This is a genomic window from Candidatus Poriferisodalis sp., assembly GCF_965204195.1.
Lineage (GTDB): Bacteria > Actinomycetota > Acidimicrobiia > Acidimicrobiales > Poriferisodalaceae > Poriferisodalis.
This window is the reverse complement of sequence record NZ_OZ241975.1, coordinates 2,827,604-2,840,076: the sequence shown is the minus strand read 5'-3', so window position 1 is coordinate 2,840,076 and position 12,473 is coordinate 2,827,604. Positions and strand designations below refer to the sequence as shown.

Annotated in this window: 15 protein-coding genes; 9 read left to right on the top strand and 6 right to left on the bottom strand. The window is 65.8% G+C overall.

The genetic code is table 11. From position 1 onward, the window contains the following. Positions 1-40: 40 nt before the first annotated feature. Together ACOGI8_RS12755 and ACOGI8_RS12750 are read left to right on the top strand one after the other, a co-directional pair. Positions 41-1,177, top strand: a complete 1,137-nt coding sequence (locus ACOGI8_RS12755) for a nitronate monooxygenase (protein WP_419854175.1) — start codon at positions 41-43, stop codon at positions 1,175-1,177. Positions 1,178-1,214: 37 nt separating this feature from the next. Further along, on the top strand, positions 1,215-2,099 hold the full coding sequence (locus tag ACOGI8_RS12750) for an SDR family NAD(P)-dependent oxidoreductase (RefSeq protein WP_419854174.1): 885 nt from the start codon (positions 1,215-1,217) through the stop codon (positions 2,097-2,099). A gap of 21 nt (positions 2,100-2,120) precedes the next feature. On the opposite strand, the gene ACOGI8_RS12745 is transcribed toward ACOGI8_RS12750, so the two are convergent. After that, positions 2,121-3,020 (bottom strand): metal ABC transporter permease, encoded by a 900-nt coding sequence (locus ACOGI8_RS12745; protein ID WP_419854173.1) that lies wholly within the window; start codon positions 3,018-3,020, stop codon positions 2,121-2,123. Positions 3,021-3,091: 71 nt separating this feature from the next. Then, the gene (locus ACOGI8_RS12740; RefSeq protein WP_419854172.1) at positions 3,092-4,378 is read right to left on the bottom strand and encodes a metal ABC transporter solute-binding protein, Zn/Mn family; all 1,287 of its coding nucleotides are present in this window, start codon (positions 4,376-4,378) and stop codon (positions 3,092-3,094) included. A 193-nt stretch (positions 4,379-4,571) separates the two neighbouring features. Here ACOGI8_RS12740 and ACOGI8_RS12735 point away from each other — a divergent pair, with 193 nt between their 5' ends. Then, a complete protein-coding gene (locus ACOGI8_RS12735) occupies positions 4,572-5,405 on the top strand; it encodes a metal ABC transporter ATP-binding protein (RefSeq protein ID WP_419854171.1) in 834 nt (277 codons plus the stop codon). Positions 5,406-5,467: 62 nt separating this feature from the next. Next, positions 5,468-5,926, top strand: coding sequence for a Fur family transcriptional regulator (locus tag ACOGI8_RS12730; RefSeq protein ID WP_419854170.1), 459 nt, complete (start codon positions 5,468-5,470; stop codon positions 5,924-5,926). A gap of 25 nt (positions 5,927-5,951) precedes the next feature. On the opposite strand, the gene ACOGI8_RS12725 is transcribed toward ACOGI8_RS12730, so the two are convergent. Then, positions 5,952-6,422, bottom strand: a complete 471-nt coding sequence (locus tag ACOGI8_RS12725) for a phosphoribosyltransferase (protein ID WP_419856409.1) — start codon at positions 6,420-6,422, stop codon at positions 5,952-5,954. 220 nt (positions 6,423-6,642) lie between these two features. Between ACOGI8_RS12725 and ACOGI8_RS12720 the strand changes: the two genes are divergently transcribed. Next, a complete protein-coding gene (locus ACOGI8_RS12720; RefSeq protein WP_419854169.1) occupies positions 6,643-7,080 on the top strand; it encodes a nucleotidyltransferase domain-containing protein in 438 nt (145 codons plus the stop codon). A gap of 59 nt (positions 7,081-7,139) precedes the next feature. Here ACOGI8_RS12720 and ACOGI8_RS12715 read toward each other — a convergent pair whose 3' ends face one another. Next, positions 7,140-7,712: a carboxymuconolactone decarboxylase family protein gene (locus tag ACOGI8_RS12715; protein ID WP_419854168.1), complete on the bottom strand. Its 573-nt coding sequence runs from the start codon at positions 7,710-7,712 to the stop codon at positions 7,140-7,142. Between the two features lie 345 nt (positions 7,713-8,057). On the opposite strand from ACOGI8_RS12715, the gene ACOGI8_RS12710 reads away from it, so the two are divergent. From ACOGI8_RS12710 to ACOGI8_RS12695, 4 genes are all read left to right on the top strand, one after another. Then, complete coding sequence (locus ACOGI8_RS12710; RefSeq protein ID WP_419854167.1) at positions 8,058-8,651, top strand: hypothetical protein; 594 nt, start codon at positions 8,058-8,060, stop codon at positions 8,649-8,651. Beyond that, positions 8,648-9,004, top strand: coding sequence for a hypothetical protein (locus ACOGI8_RS12705; RefSeq protein ID WP_419854166.1), 357 nt, complete (start codon positions 8,648-8,650; stop codon positions 9,002-9,004). Before ACOGI8_RS12710 ends, ACOGI8_RS12705 begins: the two co-directional genes overlap by 4 nt. Before the next feature lie 140 nt (positions 9,005-9,144). Then, positions 9,145-9,342, top strand: a complete 198-nt coding sequence (locus tag ACOGI8_RS12700) for a hypothetical protein (protein ID WP_419854165.1) — start codon at positions 9,145-9,147, stop codon at positions 9,340-9,342. Positions 9,343-9,397: 55 nt separating this feature from the next. Next, a complete protein-coding gene (locus ACOGI8_RS12695; protein WP_419854164.1) occupies positions 9,398-10,528 on the top strand; it encodes an HNH endonuclease in 1,131 nt (376 codons plus the stop codon). Between the two features lie 169 nt (positions 10,529-10,697). On the opposite strand, the gene ACOGI8_RS12690 is transcribed toward ACOGI8_RS12695, so the two are convergent. Together ACOGI8_RS12690 and ACOGI8_RS12685 are read right to left on the bottom strand one after the other, a co-directional pair. Next, a complete protein-coding gene (locus tag ACOGI8_RS12690) occupies positions 10,698-11,858 on the bottom strand; it encodes an exonuclease domain-containing protein (RefSeq protein ID WP_419854163.1) in 1,161 nt (386 codons plus the stop codon). Between the two features lie 34 nt (positions 11,859-11,892). Next, positions 11,893-12,438: a hypothetical protein gene (locus ACOGI8_RS12685; protein ID WP_419854162.1), complete on the bottom strand. Its 546-nt coding sequence runs from the start codon at positions 12,436-12,438 to the stop codon at positions 11,893-11,895. Between the last annotated feature and the right edge of the window lie 35 nt (positions 12,439-12,473).

Sequence of the window (12,473 nt, the reverse complement as noted above, 5' to 3'; positions counted from 1 at the left end):
GCTTCAGCGGAGGAGTGCTGTGCGCCGGTAGTTTCGGGGCATGAAGACAGCTGTGTGCGAGATGCTGGGCTGCGACGTTCCGATCGTCGCATTCACCCATTGCCGGGACGTGGTGGCGGCGGTGACCAAGGCGGGCGGCTTCGGCGTGCTCGGCGCGGCCGGTCACACGCCCGAAGAACTCGACATCGACATGGGCTGGATCCAGGACGAGGTGGGTGGTCGGCCCTTCGGCGTCGACATCATCGTGCCCGCCAAGTACGAGGGCAAGTCTGAGGGCGAGCTGTCGGTCAAGGACCTCAAGGCGATGATCCCGCCGGCGCACCGCGAGTTCCTCGACGACATGATGGAGCGCTACGACGTCCCGCCGCTGCCGGCGGAGGACAAGCCCGGCGCCATTGCTGGCGACGCCGAGCCGCCCATGACCTACGCCCAGGCGGTGCCGCTCATGGACGTGGCGTTCTCGTACCCGATCCGGCTGGCCGTGAACGCGCTCGGCCCGCCGCCGCCTGACATGATCGCCCGGGCGCACGACAACGATGTGCTGGTGGGTGCGCTGGCCGGCAAGAAGGTGCATGCCGAGCGCCACGTCGCCGCGGGCGTCGACATCGTCATCGCTCAGGGCCACGAGGCCGGCGGCCACACCGGCGACATCGCCACCATGGTGCTGGTGCCCGAGGTGGTGGATGCCATCGCGCCCACGCCAGTGCTGGCAGCAGGCGGCATCGGCAACGGCCGCCAGGTAGCCGCTGCGTTGGCACTCGGCGCCCAGGGCGTGTGGTGCGGATCGGTCTGGCTCACCACACAGGAAGCCGAGACCCACCCCGTCGTGAAGGACAAGTTCCTGGCCGCAGGCTCGTCGGACACGCTGCGCTCGCGCTCCCGCACCGGCAAGCCGGCCCGCCAGCTCCGCTCGGCCTGGACCGACGAGTGGGAGGGCGAGAACTCGCCAGGCACGCTGCCCATGCCGCTGCAGCCGATGCTGATCGGCGCTGCCAGCCGCCGCATCGACCGTGCGGCCATGAACCCGTCCAATACGGGCGCGGTCGAACTGGCCAACTACTTCGTCGGCCAAGTGGTCGGGCAGCTGAACGAGTCGATCTCGGCCACGCGGGTGGTTGAGGAGATGATCAGCGAGTATCTCGACGTCATGGAGCGCTTCGAGCAGCTCAACACCTGAGCGCCGGGCGCACCGGCTGAACAAGAGGGGGACAGACATGGAGACCATGACCGGACGCGTCGCGGTGGTGACCGGGGCGGCATCGGGGATCGGCAAGGCCCTGGCACTGGGATTTGCCGGCGAGGGTGCCAACGTGGTGCTGGCCGACATCGAGGAAGGGCCGCTGCGTGCCGCTGAGGCCGAGGTTGCCGACCGCGGCGTCGAGGCACTCGGCGTCATCACCGACGTGACCGACGCCGACTCGGTGGGCGCGCTGGCGCAGGCCACCATCGACCGCTTCGGCGCCGTTCACATGGTGTGCAACAACGCCGGCGTCGGTGGGGGAGGGCTGATCCGCAACCAGCAGCTCGTCGACTGGAAGTGGGTGGTAGACGTGTGCTTGTGGGGCGTGATCCACGGCGTCCACCACTTCCTGCCGCACCTCATCGAGGCCGAGGAGTCCCACATCATGAGCACGGCGTCGGTGGCAGGGCTCATGTCGGTGCCGGGCCTCGGTCCCTACAACGCGGCCAAGTACGGCGTGGTGGCGATCATGGAGACGCTGCACCTCGAGATGCAGCGCGACCGCAACACCGATGTGGGCGTGTCGGTGCTGTGCCCCGGCGTGGTGCGCACCAACATCGCCACGGCCCAGCGGAACCGTCCGACCGAGTTGCGCCGCGAGCGCCGGCCGCGCCCCGAGGGCGAGGCGCCGTCGGAGACTGCCGATGCCCGCCGCCGCAACGCCAACATCGCAGCCGCACTGGAGCGCGGCATGGACCCGTCCGAAGTGGCCGCCAAGGTGATCGAGGCCATGTACGAGCGACGTTTCTGGGTGCTGTCGCATCCCGAGCTGCTGGCAGATGTCAATCACCGCAACCAGCAGCTCGCCGACCTCGAGAACCCAACGATCTTCACGAGCTTCACCGACGGCGAGCAGTAGCCGGAAGCGCCTCCCCGGCGCTCAGCGGCTGTCAGCGAGCATCTGCACAGGCAGTTGGTCCTCGGGCGGCGCCGGCCGCAGCGCGTGCACGAGCGCCCTGATCAGCATCGCCGCGAAGAGAATGGCGACGGCCGTCAGGGCCATCGTTGCGCCGCCCGCGAGCCGATGGTGGTAGCTCAGCAGCAGCCCTACATAGACCGACACCGCTCCGATCAGCACCGCTGCGACCATGATGAGCGGCACACGCCGCAAGAACATCGAGGCGGTCGCTGGCGGGGCAATCAAAAAGGCCATGACGAGCAGGCTTCCCACTACCTGGAATGAACCCACGATGGTGACGGCCAGCAACGCCATGAGTACACCGTGGGTGAGGCGTGGGCGAAGCCGGGCCATCTCTGCTTGTACCTCGCAGAACGTCATCACGAAGAACGCCCGATAGAAGACGACTGCACCGCCGACAGCCACCACGGCAAGCACCGCCTGGCGCACGAGGTCTGTGTTCTGTACCCCGGTGATCGAGCCGAACAGGAAGCGGTCGATGTCGCCGGTGCCGGCGGCTGCCCCCGACGACATGATCACCACGGCGAGCGCCAGCAGTCCCACGAACAGAACGCCGATGGAGGTGTCCTCGGAGAGCGGCGAAATGCGCGGGATGAACGAGATGGCGCTCACCATCACGATTGCCGCTGCCAGTGCGCCGAGGCCCGTGTCGAAGCCCACGATGAATGCAATCGCGATGCCGGGAAGCACCCCGTGCGCCAGGGCGTCGCCGAGGAAGTTCAGGCTTCGCAGCACCACCCAGGTGCCCACCATCGAGGTGGTCAGCACCGCGAGCAGCCCCGCGGCCAGCGCCTTGGTCATGAACGGGTTGGAGGTGAACGGCTCGATCCACCAGCCCACCGGATCGGTGAGGAACGTCATGTCATCCCCCTGATGGGCTGGTGGTCGGCTCGCCCCTGTTCAGGGGTGGTGTCGTCGCAACGCTAGGTCACTCAACCCAGCGCGTCCGCAATTGCTTGCGCGTTGAACCTCAGCATCCCGATCAGCGTGTCGCCGTCTTCGCCCTCCGGCGCGAGGCTGCCAGTGAGCAACTGCACCACGTTGATGTTGCCTGCGGCGGTTGCCAAGGCCTGGATATCGGCGTCGGAGTGTGTCGTCTCCGAGAACACAGCGGGCACGCCTTCGTGCTCGATGATCTCGGCGAGCTCCTCCAGCAGGGCGGGGTTGGTCTCCGCTGCCGTAGAGAGCGAGGGAATCACGGTGCCCACGATCTCGAAGCCGTAGCGGTCGGCGAAGTATCCGAACGCATCGTGGTTGGTGATCAGGATGCGGCGATCCGCAGGCACTGCGTCGAGAATCTCGGCGACCTCGGCATCGGTGTCTTCCAAGGCCGCTCGGTAGGAATCCAAGCAGCGGTTGACGGTGTCGGCATCGGCGCCGGCATGGATCAATTCGTCGGCCAATTCGCCCAGCACTCCGGCGACGCGCTGCGGATCGAGCCAGACGTGGGGGTCGCCACCGCTGTGGTCGTGCCCGTGCTCGTCCATTTCGTCGTGGTCGTCGTGCCCGTCCTCTTCGTCGTGGTCGTGTCCGTCTTCCTCGTCGTGGTCGTCGTGCCCGTCCTCTTCGTCGTGGTCGTGTCCGTCTTCCTCGTCGTGGTCGTCGTGCCCGTCCTCTTCGTCGTGGTCGTGTCCGTCTTCCTCGTCGTGGTCGTCGTGCCCGTCCTCTTCGTCGTGCCCGTGTCCGTCTTCCTCGTCGTGGTCGTCGTGCCCGTCCTCTTCGTCGTGCCCGTGCTCGTCCATTTCGTCGTGGTCGTCGTGTCCGTGGTCGTCGTGCCCACCGCTGAACTCGAACTCGATGGTGTCGATGTGCTCCGCCACCTCGAACACATGCACGCCCTCGGCTGCGACAGCTTCCAGGGTGTCCTCGATGCGCTCCTCGAGACCCAGGCCGTTCGCGACCACCAGATCGGCTGCGCCCATCGTCTCGCGGTCTCGCAACGATGGCTCGTAGGAGTGCGGATCCCCGCCCTGCGGGATGAGGGTGGTTACCGAGACGCTGTCCTCGCAGCCCACGTTGCTGACCACGTCGCCCCAGATGCTCGTCGTAGTGACCACCGATGGCACTGTCGAGGATGCATCTGTCGCGTCAGCCGCGTCGGTTTCGGCATCGGTTCCCGTGCATGCAGCACCGAACAGCGCCACAGCAGCCGCCACCACCAATCCGCTCTTGCGGATCCGTCGACGCCTTCGTTGATTCGCGCCAGCCTCGGCCGTCATTGGTGCCTCCTCTATGCTCCGATTCAGGTGTGGAAGAGCCCCGCTGGTGCTCTAGCCTCACTTCAGATTTTGAGAATGAGAATCAGTTTCAGATACCCTATCGAGGCTTGAGCACCCAACCACCTGCGAAATCCAAGTGAGGCGCGCCCTGTTCCATCTCCACGATGTCCGTGTCTCTTTTGGGCCCTGCCATGTGCTCGAAACAGGCGATCTGAAGCTCGAGGGCGCGTCGTCGGTCGCACTCATGGGTCCGAATGGGAGCGGCAAGACCACCTTGCTGCGGGTGCTCAGCGGGCTGCAACGCCCGACGTCGGGCCGAATGGAGTCTCTTGGCGACGTCAGAGTGGGGTTCGTGTGCCAGCACCACCAGCCGCATCCCTTCATGCCGATGACGGTGCAAGAGGTACTGACCATCGGGCGCTATCGCAGTCGCGGACTGCTGAAGCGGTTTCGTCGCAGCGACAAGGAAGCGGTTCGTGTTGCGGCCGAGCGGCTCGACGTTGCACACCTGCGTCAGCGTTCCTTCGGCGAGCTATCCGGCGGTCAGCGCCAGCGAGTCATGGTGGCAATGGTGCTCGCATCGGAATATGACTGCTTGCTGTTCGACGAGCCGATCACCGGCCTGGACTTGCCGAGCCAGACGACCATTCTCGAGGTGATCGAGGCTGAGCGTGCAGCCGGGCATCTCGTGGTGATGTCGACGCACCACCTGCAAGAGGCACGACGCTGCGATCGTGTGCTGCTGCTGAAGGGGATGGTGCTTGCCGACGGGCCTCCCGATGAGGTGCTGACCGATGCGAACCTGACAGCGGCCTTCGGCGGCGAAGTGGTGGCCCGTGACGGCGCCGAGCACGAGTTCGTCATGGAGAGCATCCACGCCCGTGAGGCGGGCGATCCCGGCTGTGGCCCGAACGTCGGTGTTATCTCGCACTCCCACCAGGGACAGTTCTTGCCGGCGGGCAGCCACCACGGTCACCACCACGACTATGACCACGATGCTTCCCATGAGCACGCCCGACAACTGTGACCGCCGGGGGCGACCGGGCCTCGCCTCCTTGGTCCGTTCGCGAATCTGACCGGGAGAGCCGGATGGAGCCTCCGAAGGATCTCGAGCAGCTTCACGAAGATGTGAAGCAGCGGCTTGCGGTGGCGGGGCATCGCTACACCGAAGGACGGCGCGCCCTCGTCACGGTGCTGGCGTCGGCGCAACGGCCGCTCACGCTGCGCGACATCGTGTCAACCGTTCCCGAGGTGCCCCAGAGCTCTGCATATCGCAACCTCGAAGCGCTTCGCGAGGGCGGCATCGTGGTTCGCATCAGCGCGGGCGGCGACCGTGCGCATTTCGAGCTCGCCGAAGCGCTGCTCGGACATCACCATCACCTGATCTGCGTGTCGTGCGGGACGATCGAGGACATGCGCATCGACGGTGCGCTCGAGGCCGAGGTGGATCGTGCACTGACTGGCGCTGCGGGCGAGGCGGGCTTCACGCCGCTGCGCCACAGCCTCGATCTCTACGGCGAATGCGCCGACTGCGGCGAGGTCGCGTAGCGCAGCGCCTGGTGTTGCGCCTAGCTCAGGAGCGGGCCTGCTCGTCGGTCACGATGGGCGGCTCGGTCGACCACGGGAAGTTGATCCACAGGTCAGTGCGTCGCCACACCCAGTCGCAGTTGACCGTCGACCACGGCTTCTCGTACAGCACCGCGGTGCGGACGCTGCGCACCCGCGGCAGGCAGAAGTCGTAGACCAGCTTGAGCGTATGGCCGGTATCGGCCACGTCGTCGGCGATGAGGATGTCTGAGTCGCGGTGGTCGACCAGGTCGGGCGTGGGCGGCAGCATGATCGGCACCTGCAGGCGCTCGTCGACGCCGGTGTAGTACTCGCAGTTCATGACGTAGATGTTCTTGACCGAGAGCGCGTAACCAAGCGAGCCGGCACAGAACAGCCCGCCCCGGGCGATCGCCAGGATCATGTCGGGCCGGTAGCCGTCGTCGGCAACCATCTGCGCGAGTTCCCGTACGGCGATGCCGTAGCGCTGCCAGTCCATCACCTCTCGTTCCTCAGCGTCCGTTGCCTCGCTCACCCGTCCTCCCAGCACGCCTCAGGCCGACTTCAACCTGCCTCGCCCCGAACCTAGGCGCGCCGCGACCACTAGGTCGGGCTTCGTCGCAGGAAGCCTGCGCCCTGAGGGTTTCGATCCTCAATCCAACGCTGCATCAATTGCATCAAGTGATGCTGACCAATCGTGGTCGCCGTATCGTGGGGTCATGCGGCGCGTAACGGTGACGATTCCGGATGATCTGGAGGCTGCCCTCGACAGCTACATCGCTGAGCAGGCTGCCGCGCCGTCAGTGACAGCGGTCATGCAGGCGAGCCTCAAGCGTTTCTTGGCCGAGAGCCGGAGCCGGGCGTCTGGGCCGACGCTCGGCGGTGTCCTGCGAAACCGCCATCGGATCGTGGAGGTGTTGGGCCGCTGGGGCGTGTCGAATGTGCGCCTGTTCGGTTCGGTCGCACGCGGCGAAGCGGGCCCAGACAGTGACATCGACTTGCTCATTACCGTTCCCAAGGGCACCAGCTTGTTCGATCTCGCTGACATGCAAGCCCAACTCCAGGAAGTGCTCGATGCGCCAGTGCACCTGCTGACCGATGGCGCGATGACCGATGAGCAACGCGCAGCCGTGGCCGCAGAGGCGCTGCAGTTGTGAGCCGACGTCGCTACCTCGACGGCTGATTCCCCGGGAAAGGGAGCTGGGAGGCTGGTGGGCTAGTCGGGGAAGGGGTCGTCCCAGTCGTCGGGGAGGGGGATCTCGAACGCGTTGAGCGTGACGGAGATCAAGCAGTAGTAGCCCACGGTGGTGACTAGCTCGACGAGGCCCGTCTCGCCGAAGGCGTCGATCGCTGCGGCGTAGGTGGCGTCGCTGATGCGGTGGTCGCGCACCAGCTCGGCTGCGACTGCGTGGGCAGTGGCTTCGTCGCCGGTGAAGCTGGGGGTGTCGCCGACCCGCAGGGCTTCGAGGTCGGCCGGGTCGAGCCCGGCTTCGAGCCCGAGGGTGCGGTGCGCGGCAAACTCGAATTTGGCCCGGTAGAAGGCGCCGACGGTGCAGATGGCCGCTTCCTTGACGCTCTCTGGCAGCGGCGACGCGAACCGCACCGCGGCGCCGAGCGCCTGCGCCTCAATACCCACGCTGGGTGCCCGCACCCACACGCCGTACGGCCCGGCCAATCCGCGCAGCCTCGGCCCCCGCCCCGAGGTGGCCCGAGGCCCGCCCCGGATGGCATCCAGCACCGCCATCTGCTCCGCCGTCAAGTCCTCAGCCGAAATCTCGCTCAACCGCATGCGTGTGCTCCTCCGCTCGTGCCAATGCCCCGCCATGCTCGCGCAAGCCGGTAGCCGGCGGCACCGATCGCTCCAGCCGCGCCGGTCGGCACCGTTCACTTTCCATTAGGAGAGCGGCATTGCCGCATTACCGGGTGCAGGACAGAAAAAGGGACCCCGTGCGGTCCGGGGTCCCGTCGCCGCGGTATGTCGGTTGCATTCGGCTCACGCCTACTAACCGGACCATTCGGCGACACCCACTGTATGCGCGGGCACCGGGCGACACCACCACGCTGCAGCTTCAGAAAATGTCACGCCGGATCGCTGGTTGCTCTGGCAGGATGGCTGCAGCGCAAGGAGGACGGCATGTCGGGACCAGATCTCTCTGATGTGTCTCGCCATGGTTTACCGGCGGCACCGCGCAACGACGAGCGACTTGCCGAGGCACTGCTCCACGTTGCCTGCCGCAGTGAGGACGACTACGCAGGCCGCTGCACCGCGAAGCTGGGCACGATGTTGTGGTGGGCCGACTTTGAGAGCTTCAGGGTTCGTCACCGGTCGGTGACGGGTGCGGCCTACTTCAAGACGCCCGACGGCCCGGCGCCGATCGGGCTGGAGGCCGCCGAGGACCGTCTCGTCGACTGCGGTGCCGCGGTACGAGAGCGGCGGGCGACGCTGAGCGCCGGCAACGAGACCATGCTCGTGGCCCGACGCTCGCCCAAGCCGCTGTTCGACCAGGACGACCTCAAGATGCTCGACATGTCCGTCAAGCAGTTCTCTGGCATGTCTGCTGCGGAGTGCTTGCAGTTCGTCGGCCAGCAGTCGTTCGGATGGCGCACAGTCGGTTGGCACCAAATCCTCCGCTACGAGTCGTCCATCATCGACCCCCGCCCGCCCACAGAGTCTGAGCGCTCCCGGGCGCGCGCTGTCGCAGCGGATGCCGGCCATCTGCCGGGGTGACTCAGGAACCCATCGCTGCCCGAGTCGAACGCAGCGCCCGCTTCGAGCGGCGCCTTGCGATCACATTCGCAGTCGAGCGCTCTGCGGACGGCTCTCGTCCCGCACGCTTCGAGTTCGAGTCGGGCTACTGGCCCGTGCTCGCCACGGAATTGTCGTTCGCGTGGCACTACGCGCACATTGTTGACCCCGCTGATGAACGCGTCCGCACGCTCGTTGTTCGGCCGACAGCGGTCTTTCCGCCCGCGACGGTGGTGTTTGTCGTTGTGGTTCAGGATTCTGAGACAGTCAACTTGGTCTTGGATATCGAGTTCGACTGGGGCTTCCGCTGGCCGACCGAGGCAGAAGGCCAGTAGTCACCGGGGCCTCGCGCTGTCACGAACCGCGACCGAGGTCGTGCCGGTCTGAGTGACACCGCCACACCGCGGCAACAAGTCTTGGCTCGTGAGCAGTTACGTCCACCCAGATGTGCTGCCAGCTGTGCCAGATTGGGGGCATGGAGACCACCACCCCCGACGCCGAAGCGCTGCTGCGGGAATACGAGCAGGCGAAGCATCTGTACGGCGAACTTACCGGCGACCACTTCCCAAGCACCTTGGGTGCGAAGGGCAGTGCTTTGTACGAACGCCGCTCGAACCGGCTGTTCCGCGCCGACAAAGCGCTCTACGACGCCGGACTTGGGCACCTGCGCTGACACTTGAGCGCCACACTCGCTACGAACCCGAACGGCTGGCACTACCGTCGGCCGGGTGAGTTTGGACGGCACGGGTCGGTCAGTTCGGCTGGACCCCATTCAGGGCGTGCTGGAGATACTCGACCGCGCTGCGATGACCGGCACCAACAAACTCGGTCTGCTGCTTGCCTTGCTCGACTTGGCGCCGACGCTTGACGGTGACACCGCCACCATCTCCCGAACCCAAGTAGCGGAGCGCTACCTCGAGATCCACTGGGAGCATGCGCGTCCGTATCAAGGAGTCATGCTGCGTCAGAGTTCCGCACGCAAGAAACGCGACGATGGCACGACTGCGGATGACACGACCGTCATGCAGGAAGTCCACAGACTCAGAACCCTGCTGACCGAGCGCCATCGCGGGGATCTCCAAGACAAGCCGCTGGAATTCACCAAGCGCAGCGTCGAACACCTCGATTGGCACTCGGAGTGGGAGGAGGCAATGGAGACGGCACTTGCGCGGATCCGAGCGGCCCTGTTGAAGAACCCCGTGCGCTTACTCCAGCAACTGCCTGGTAACCCCGATCCGTTCCTTTACGAAATGAAGTCCAACAAGTCGGGGCTCACGCTGCTGCCGGGAGTCGCGGAGAGTCTTACGAGATTCGCCGGCATTCTGCGACCTTTGGTCGAATTTAGATTCGCCCAGGCGGTGGTGAGGATCAACCACGAGACGCTCAATCTGCCAGTCGACGACGTCTACTCCCACCTATTCGGACACGAGCGGATCATGCCGCCTCCGAACATGCGCGAGCGCCTCGTCCAGATTCAGCAAGGGCGCTGCGTCATTACGGGTACGTCATTGCGAGCGGCCGGACGCTCGCTGGACCATGTGGTGCCGTGGTCGCGAGCTCGCCTCTCGCAAGTCGAGAACTTCCTCATGACGACGCCCAGCGTCAACAGCACCAAGTCCGATTCGATGCTGGCCCCAGTGGCGATCGAGCGCTGGCTGCGCCACCTCGATGCCAACTCGGAAGCGATTCGAGAATGCGCCGACGAGCACAACTGGCCGTCGAACCTCGACAGCGTTCGCCAGGTAGCACTGCACATGTACGAAGCCCTCGACGCGACCACCGGTGTGTGGGACTTCGACCAAGGCATCCGGCCGCTCGGAGACGATGGCAAGCGCGAGGTCATCGCGATGCTGAGTTAGCGCAAGGGTCGTTGAACTACGGCATCGCAATCATTGTCGATGGCCGTCGTCGATTAGCAGCGCTGTCCGGGATCGCCCTGTCGGCCGGCGTCCGTTGCCGCCCGGGGATGCACTGCACTGAACTGGACGTGTGGGTGGCGCGCCGCCGTATCGGCACCGTGCCAGCGCGTCACCCGAGCTGTTCGACGAAGTCTGCGACGGACAGCACTGGGATGCCGTAGTCGCGGGCTTTGCGAGCCTTGCCTGAGCTGCTCGATGTGTCGGCGGTGACCAGCAGGTCGCAGTTCTTCTTGGTCACCGAGCTGACTGGGACGAGCCCGGCCAGCGCTGCCAACCGCTCCAGCACATCTCGCCCGACGGCCTCGCCTCCGACGGTTGCCGTGCCGGTGAAGCAGACGCGGGTGCCTTCCGCCAAGTCGACGGACCGCTGAGTCTCGGTTACCTCGGGAATCGTCGCATCGGTGAGGTTCAGCGCGAGGGCGATGCGCTGCATCAGTTCGTGCTCGTCAGGGGTGATGACGTGGTCGCGCTGTGCTGCAGCGACGATGGAGTCGAAGTACGCACGATGAGCTTGGTCGATCTGGCGCTGGTTGATGCCGAGGTCTTGTGCTGTCTCGATCAGCTCGCGCCGCTCGGCTTCGGTGACGACGTGATCGTCGAGCACCCAGTCGAGCAGGTCGAGATAGCTCAACAGCGCCTCGTCCGAGAAGGGGTAGTGGGCACGCGACACGATGCGCACCATGTCGTTGGTGCTTGCTGCGCCGTCCGGGCGCCTGAGCGTTCTGGGTCGAGAGCCTTGTTCGATGTAGCCGATGCGGCACGTGTCGGTGCCGTGCTGCGGCAGCGGATCGTCGTCGAGCAGCAGTGACGCCAGTTGTGCGGTGGCTCGTGCGTCTGACAGCGCACGATGCTGGTCGGCATGGGCGATGCCGAAGCTCTCGCACGCCAACCCGAGCTTCTGTGATGTCGCACGCAACGTGCAATAGCCCGCACCTGGATCGAAGGCTGTCCCGAGGCGCTGAAACTCTTGGCCCAGCAGCCGAGCATCGAACGCCAAGTTGTGCGCCACCAAGATCGCCCCTTGCAGTCGCCGGCCTAGCGCCCCTGCCACTTCCTCGAAGGTCGGGGCTGCCGAGACCATCGATGCAGTGACGCCGTGCACATCCACCGGACCCACATCACGTTCGGGGTTGATGAGGGTGTCGATCTCGTCCACCACCTGTCCGGTGCCGACGTCAACTTCGACAGCCGCGAACTCAACGATCCGGTCGTGCCGGCTGAAGCCGGTCGTCTCGCAGTCGATGGCGACGATCCGTTGCTGAAGTGCCACGGCTGACCTCGCCTGCTGATCGCTTGGGTGGGCCCTATTGGGCCGTTGGGCTGAGCTGTGAGGCGGATTCGAGGCGGGTGAGCTGGTCTGTGTGCTGCTGTGAGGTGGTCTCGAGGCGGTTCAGCTGGTCTGTGTGCTGCTGTGAGGTGGTCTCGAGGCGGTTCAGCTGGTCGGTGTGTTGCTGTGTCACGGTTTCGAGGCGGGTCAGTTGTTCGGTGTGTTGTTGTGAGGTCGTTTCGAGGCGGGCGAGACGGTCCGTGTGATCCAGCAGGATCGCGTTCACTTCAGCTCGAAAATCCTGCATCTCGGCGCGGAGGCCTGTTTCGACGTTGTTGATCTCGGCGTGCAGCGCGGTGATGTCGGCGCGCAAAGCGGTGTAGCCAGCTGCGGCCACGGCGATGAGACCTGCGACGATGGTGGTCGCCAACGCTGTCAGCAGTGCGGAACGCCGCGGCCGGCTCTGGGCAGCGACCGCCTGCGCTACCAGCTTGGCGAGCAGTTCAGCGTCGAGCGCAGCCGCAGCGTGCTGCGCCGGATCCGGCGGCTGTTCGGACTCAGCGTCCGCTGCCTCGGGGTCCATGCTGGTCATCGTAGCCACGTCGGCTCCTTCGATTG

Coding starts and splice junctions, on each gene's coding strand:
- ACOGI8_RS12755 (WP_419854175.1), top strand. CDS start 41: ATGAAGACAGCTGTGTGCGAGATGCTGGGCTGCGACGTTCCGATCGTC.
- ACOGI8_RS12750 (WP_419854174.1), top strand. CDS start 1,215: ATGGAGACCATGACCGGACGCGTCGCGGTGGTGACCGGGGCGGCATCG.
- ACOGI8_RS12745 (WP_419854173.1), bottom strand. CDS start 3,020: ATGACGTTCCTCACCGATCCGGTGGGCTGGTGGATCGAGCCGTTCACC.
- ACOGI8_RS12740 (WP_419854172.1), bottom strand. CDS start 4,378: ATGACGGCCGAGGCTGGCGCGAATCAACGAAGGCGTCGACGGATCCGC.
- ACOGI8_RS12730 (WP_419854170.1), top strand. CDS start 5,468: ATGGAGCCTCCGAAGGATCTCGAGCAGCTTCACGAAGATGTGAAGCAG.
- ACOGI8_RS12725 (WP_419856409.1), bottom strand. CDS start 6,422: ATGGACTGGCAGCGCTACGGCATCGCCGTACGGGAACTCGCGCAGATG.
- ACOGI8_RS12720 (WP_419854169.1), top strand. CDS start 6,643: ATGCGGCGCGTAACGGTGACGATTCCGGATGATCTGGAGGCTGCCCTC.
- ACOGI8_RS12715 (WP_419854168.1), bottom strand. CDS start 7,712: ATGCGGTTGAGCGAGATTTCGGCTGAGGACTTGACGGCGGAGCAGATG.
- ACOGI8_RS12710 (WP_419854167.1), top strand. CDS start 8,058: ATGTCGGGACCAGATCTCTCTGATGTGTCTCGCCATGGTTTACCGGCG.
- ACOGI8_RS12700 (WP_419854165.1), top strand. CDS start 9,145: ATGGAGACCACCACCCCCGACGCCGAAGCGCTGCTGCGGGAATACGAG.
- ACOGI8_RS12685 (WP_419854162.1), bottom strand. CDS start 12,438: ATGGACCCCGAGGCAGCGGACGCTGAGTCCGAACAGCCGCCGGATCCG.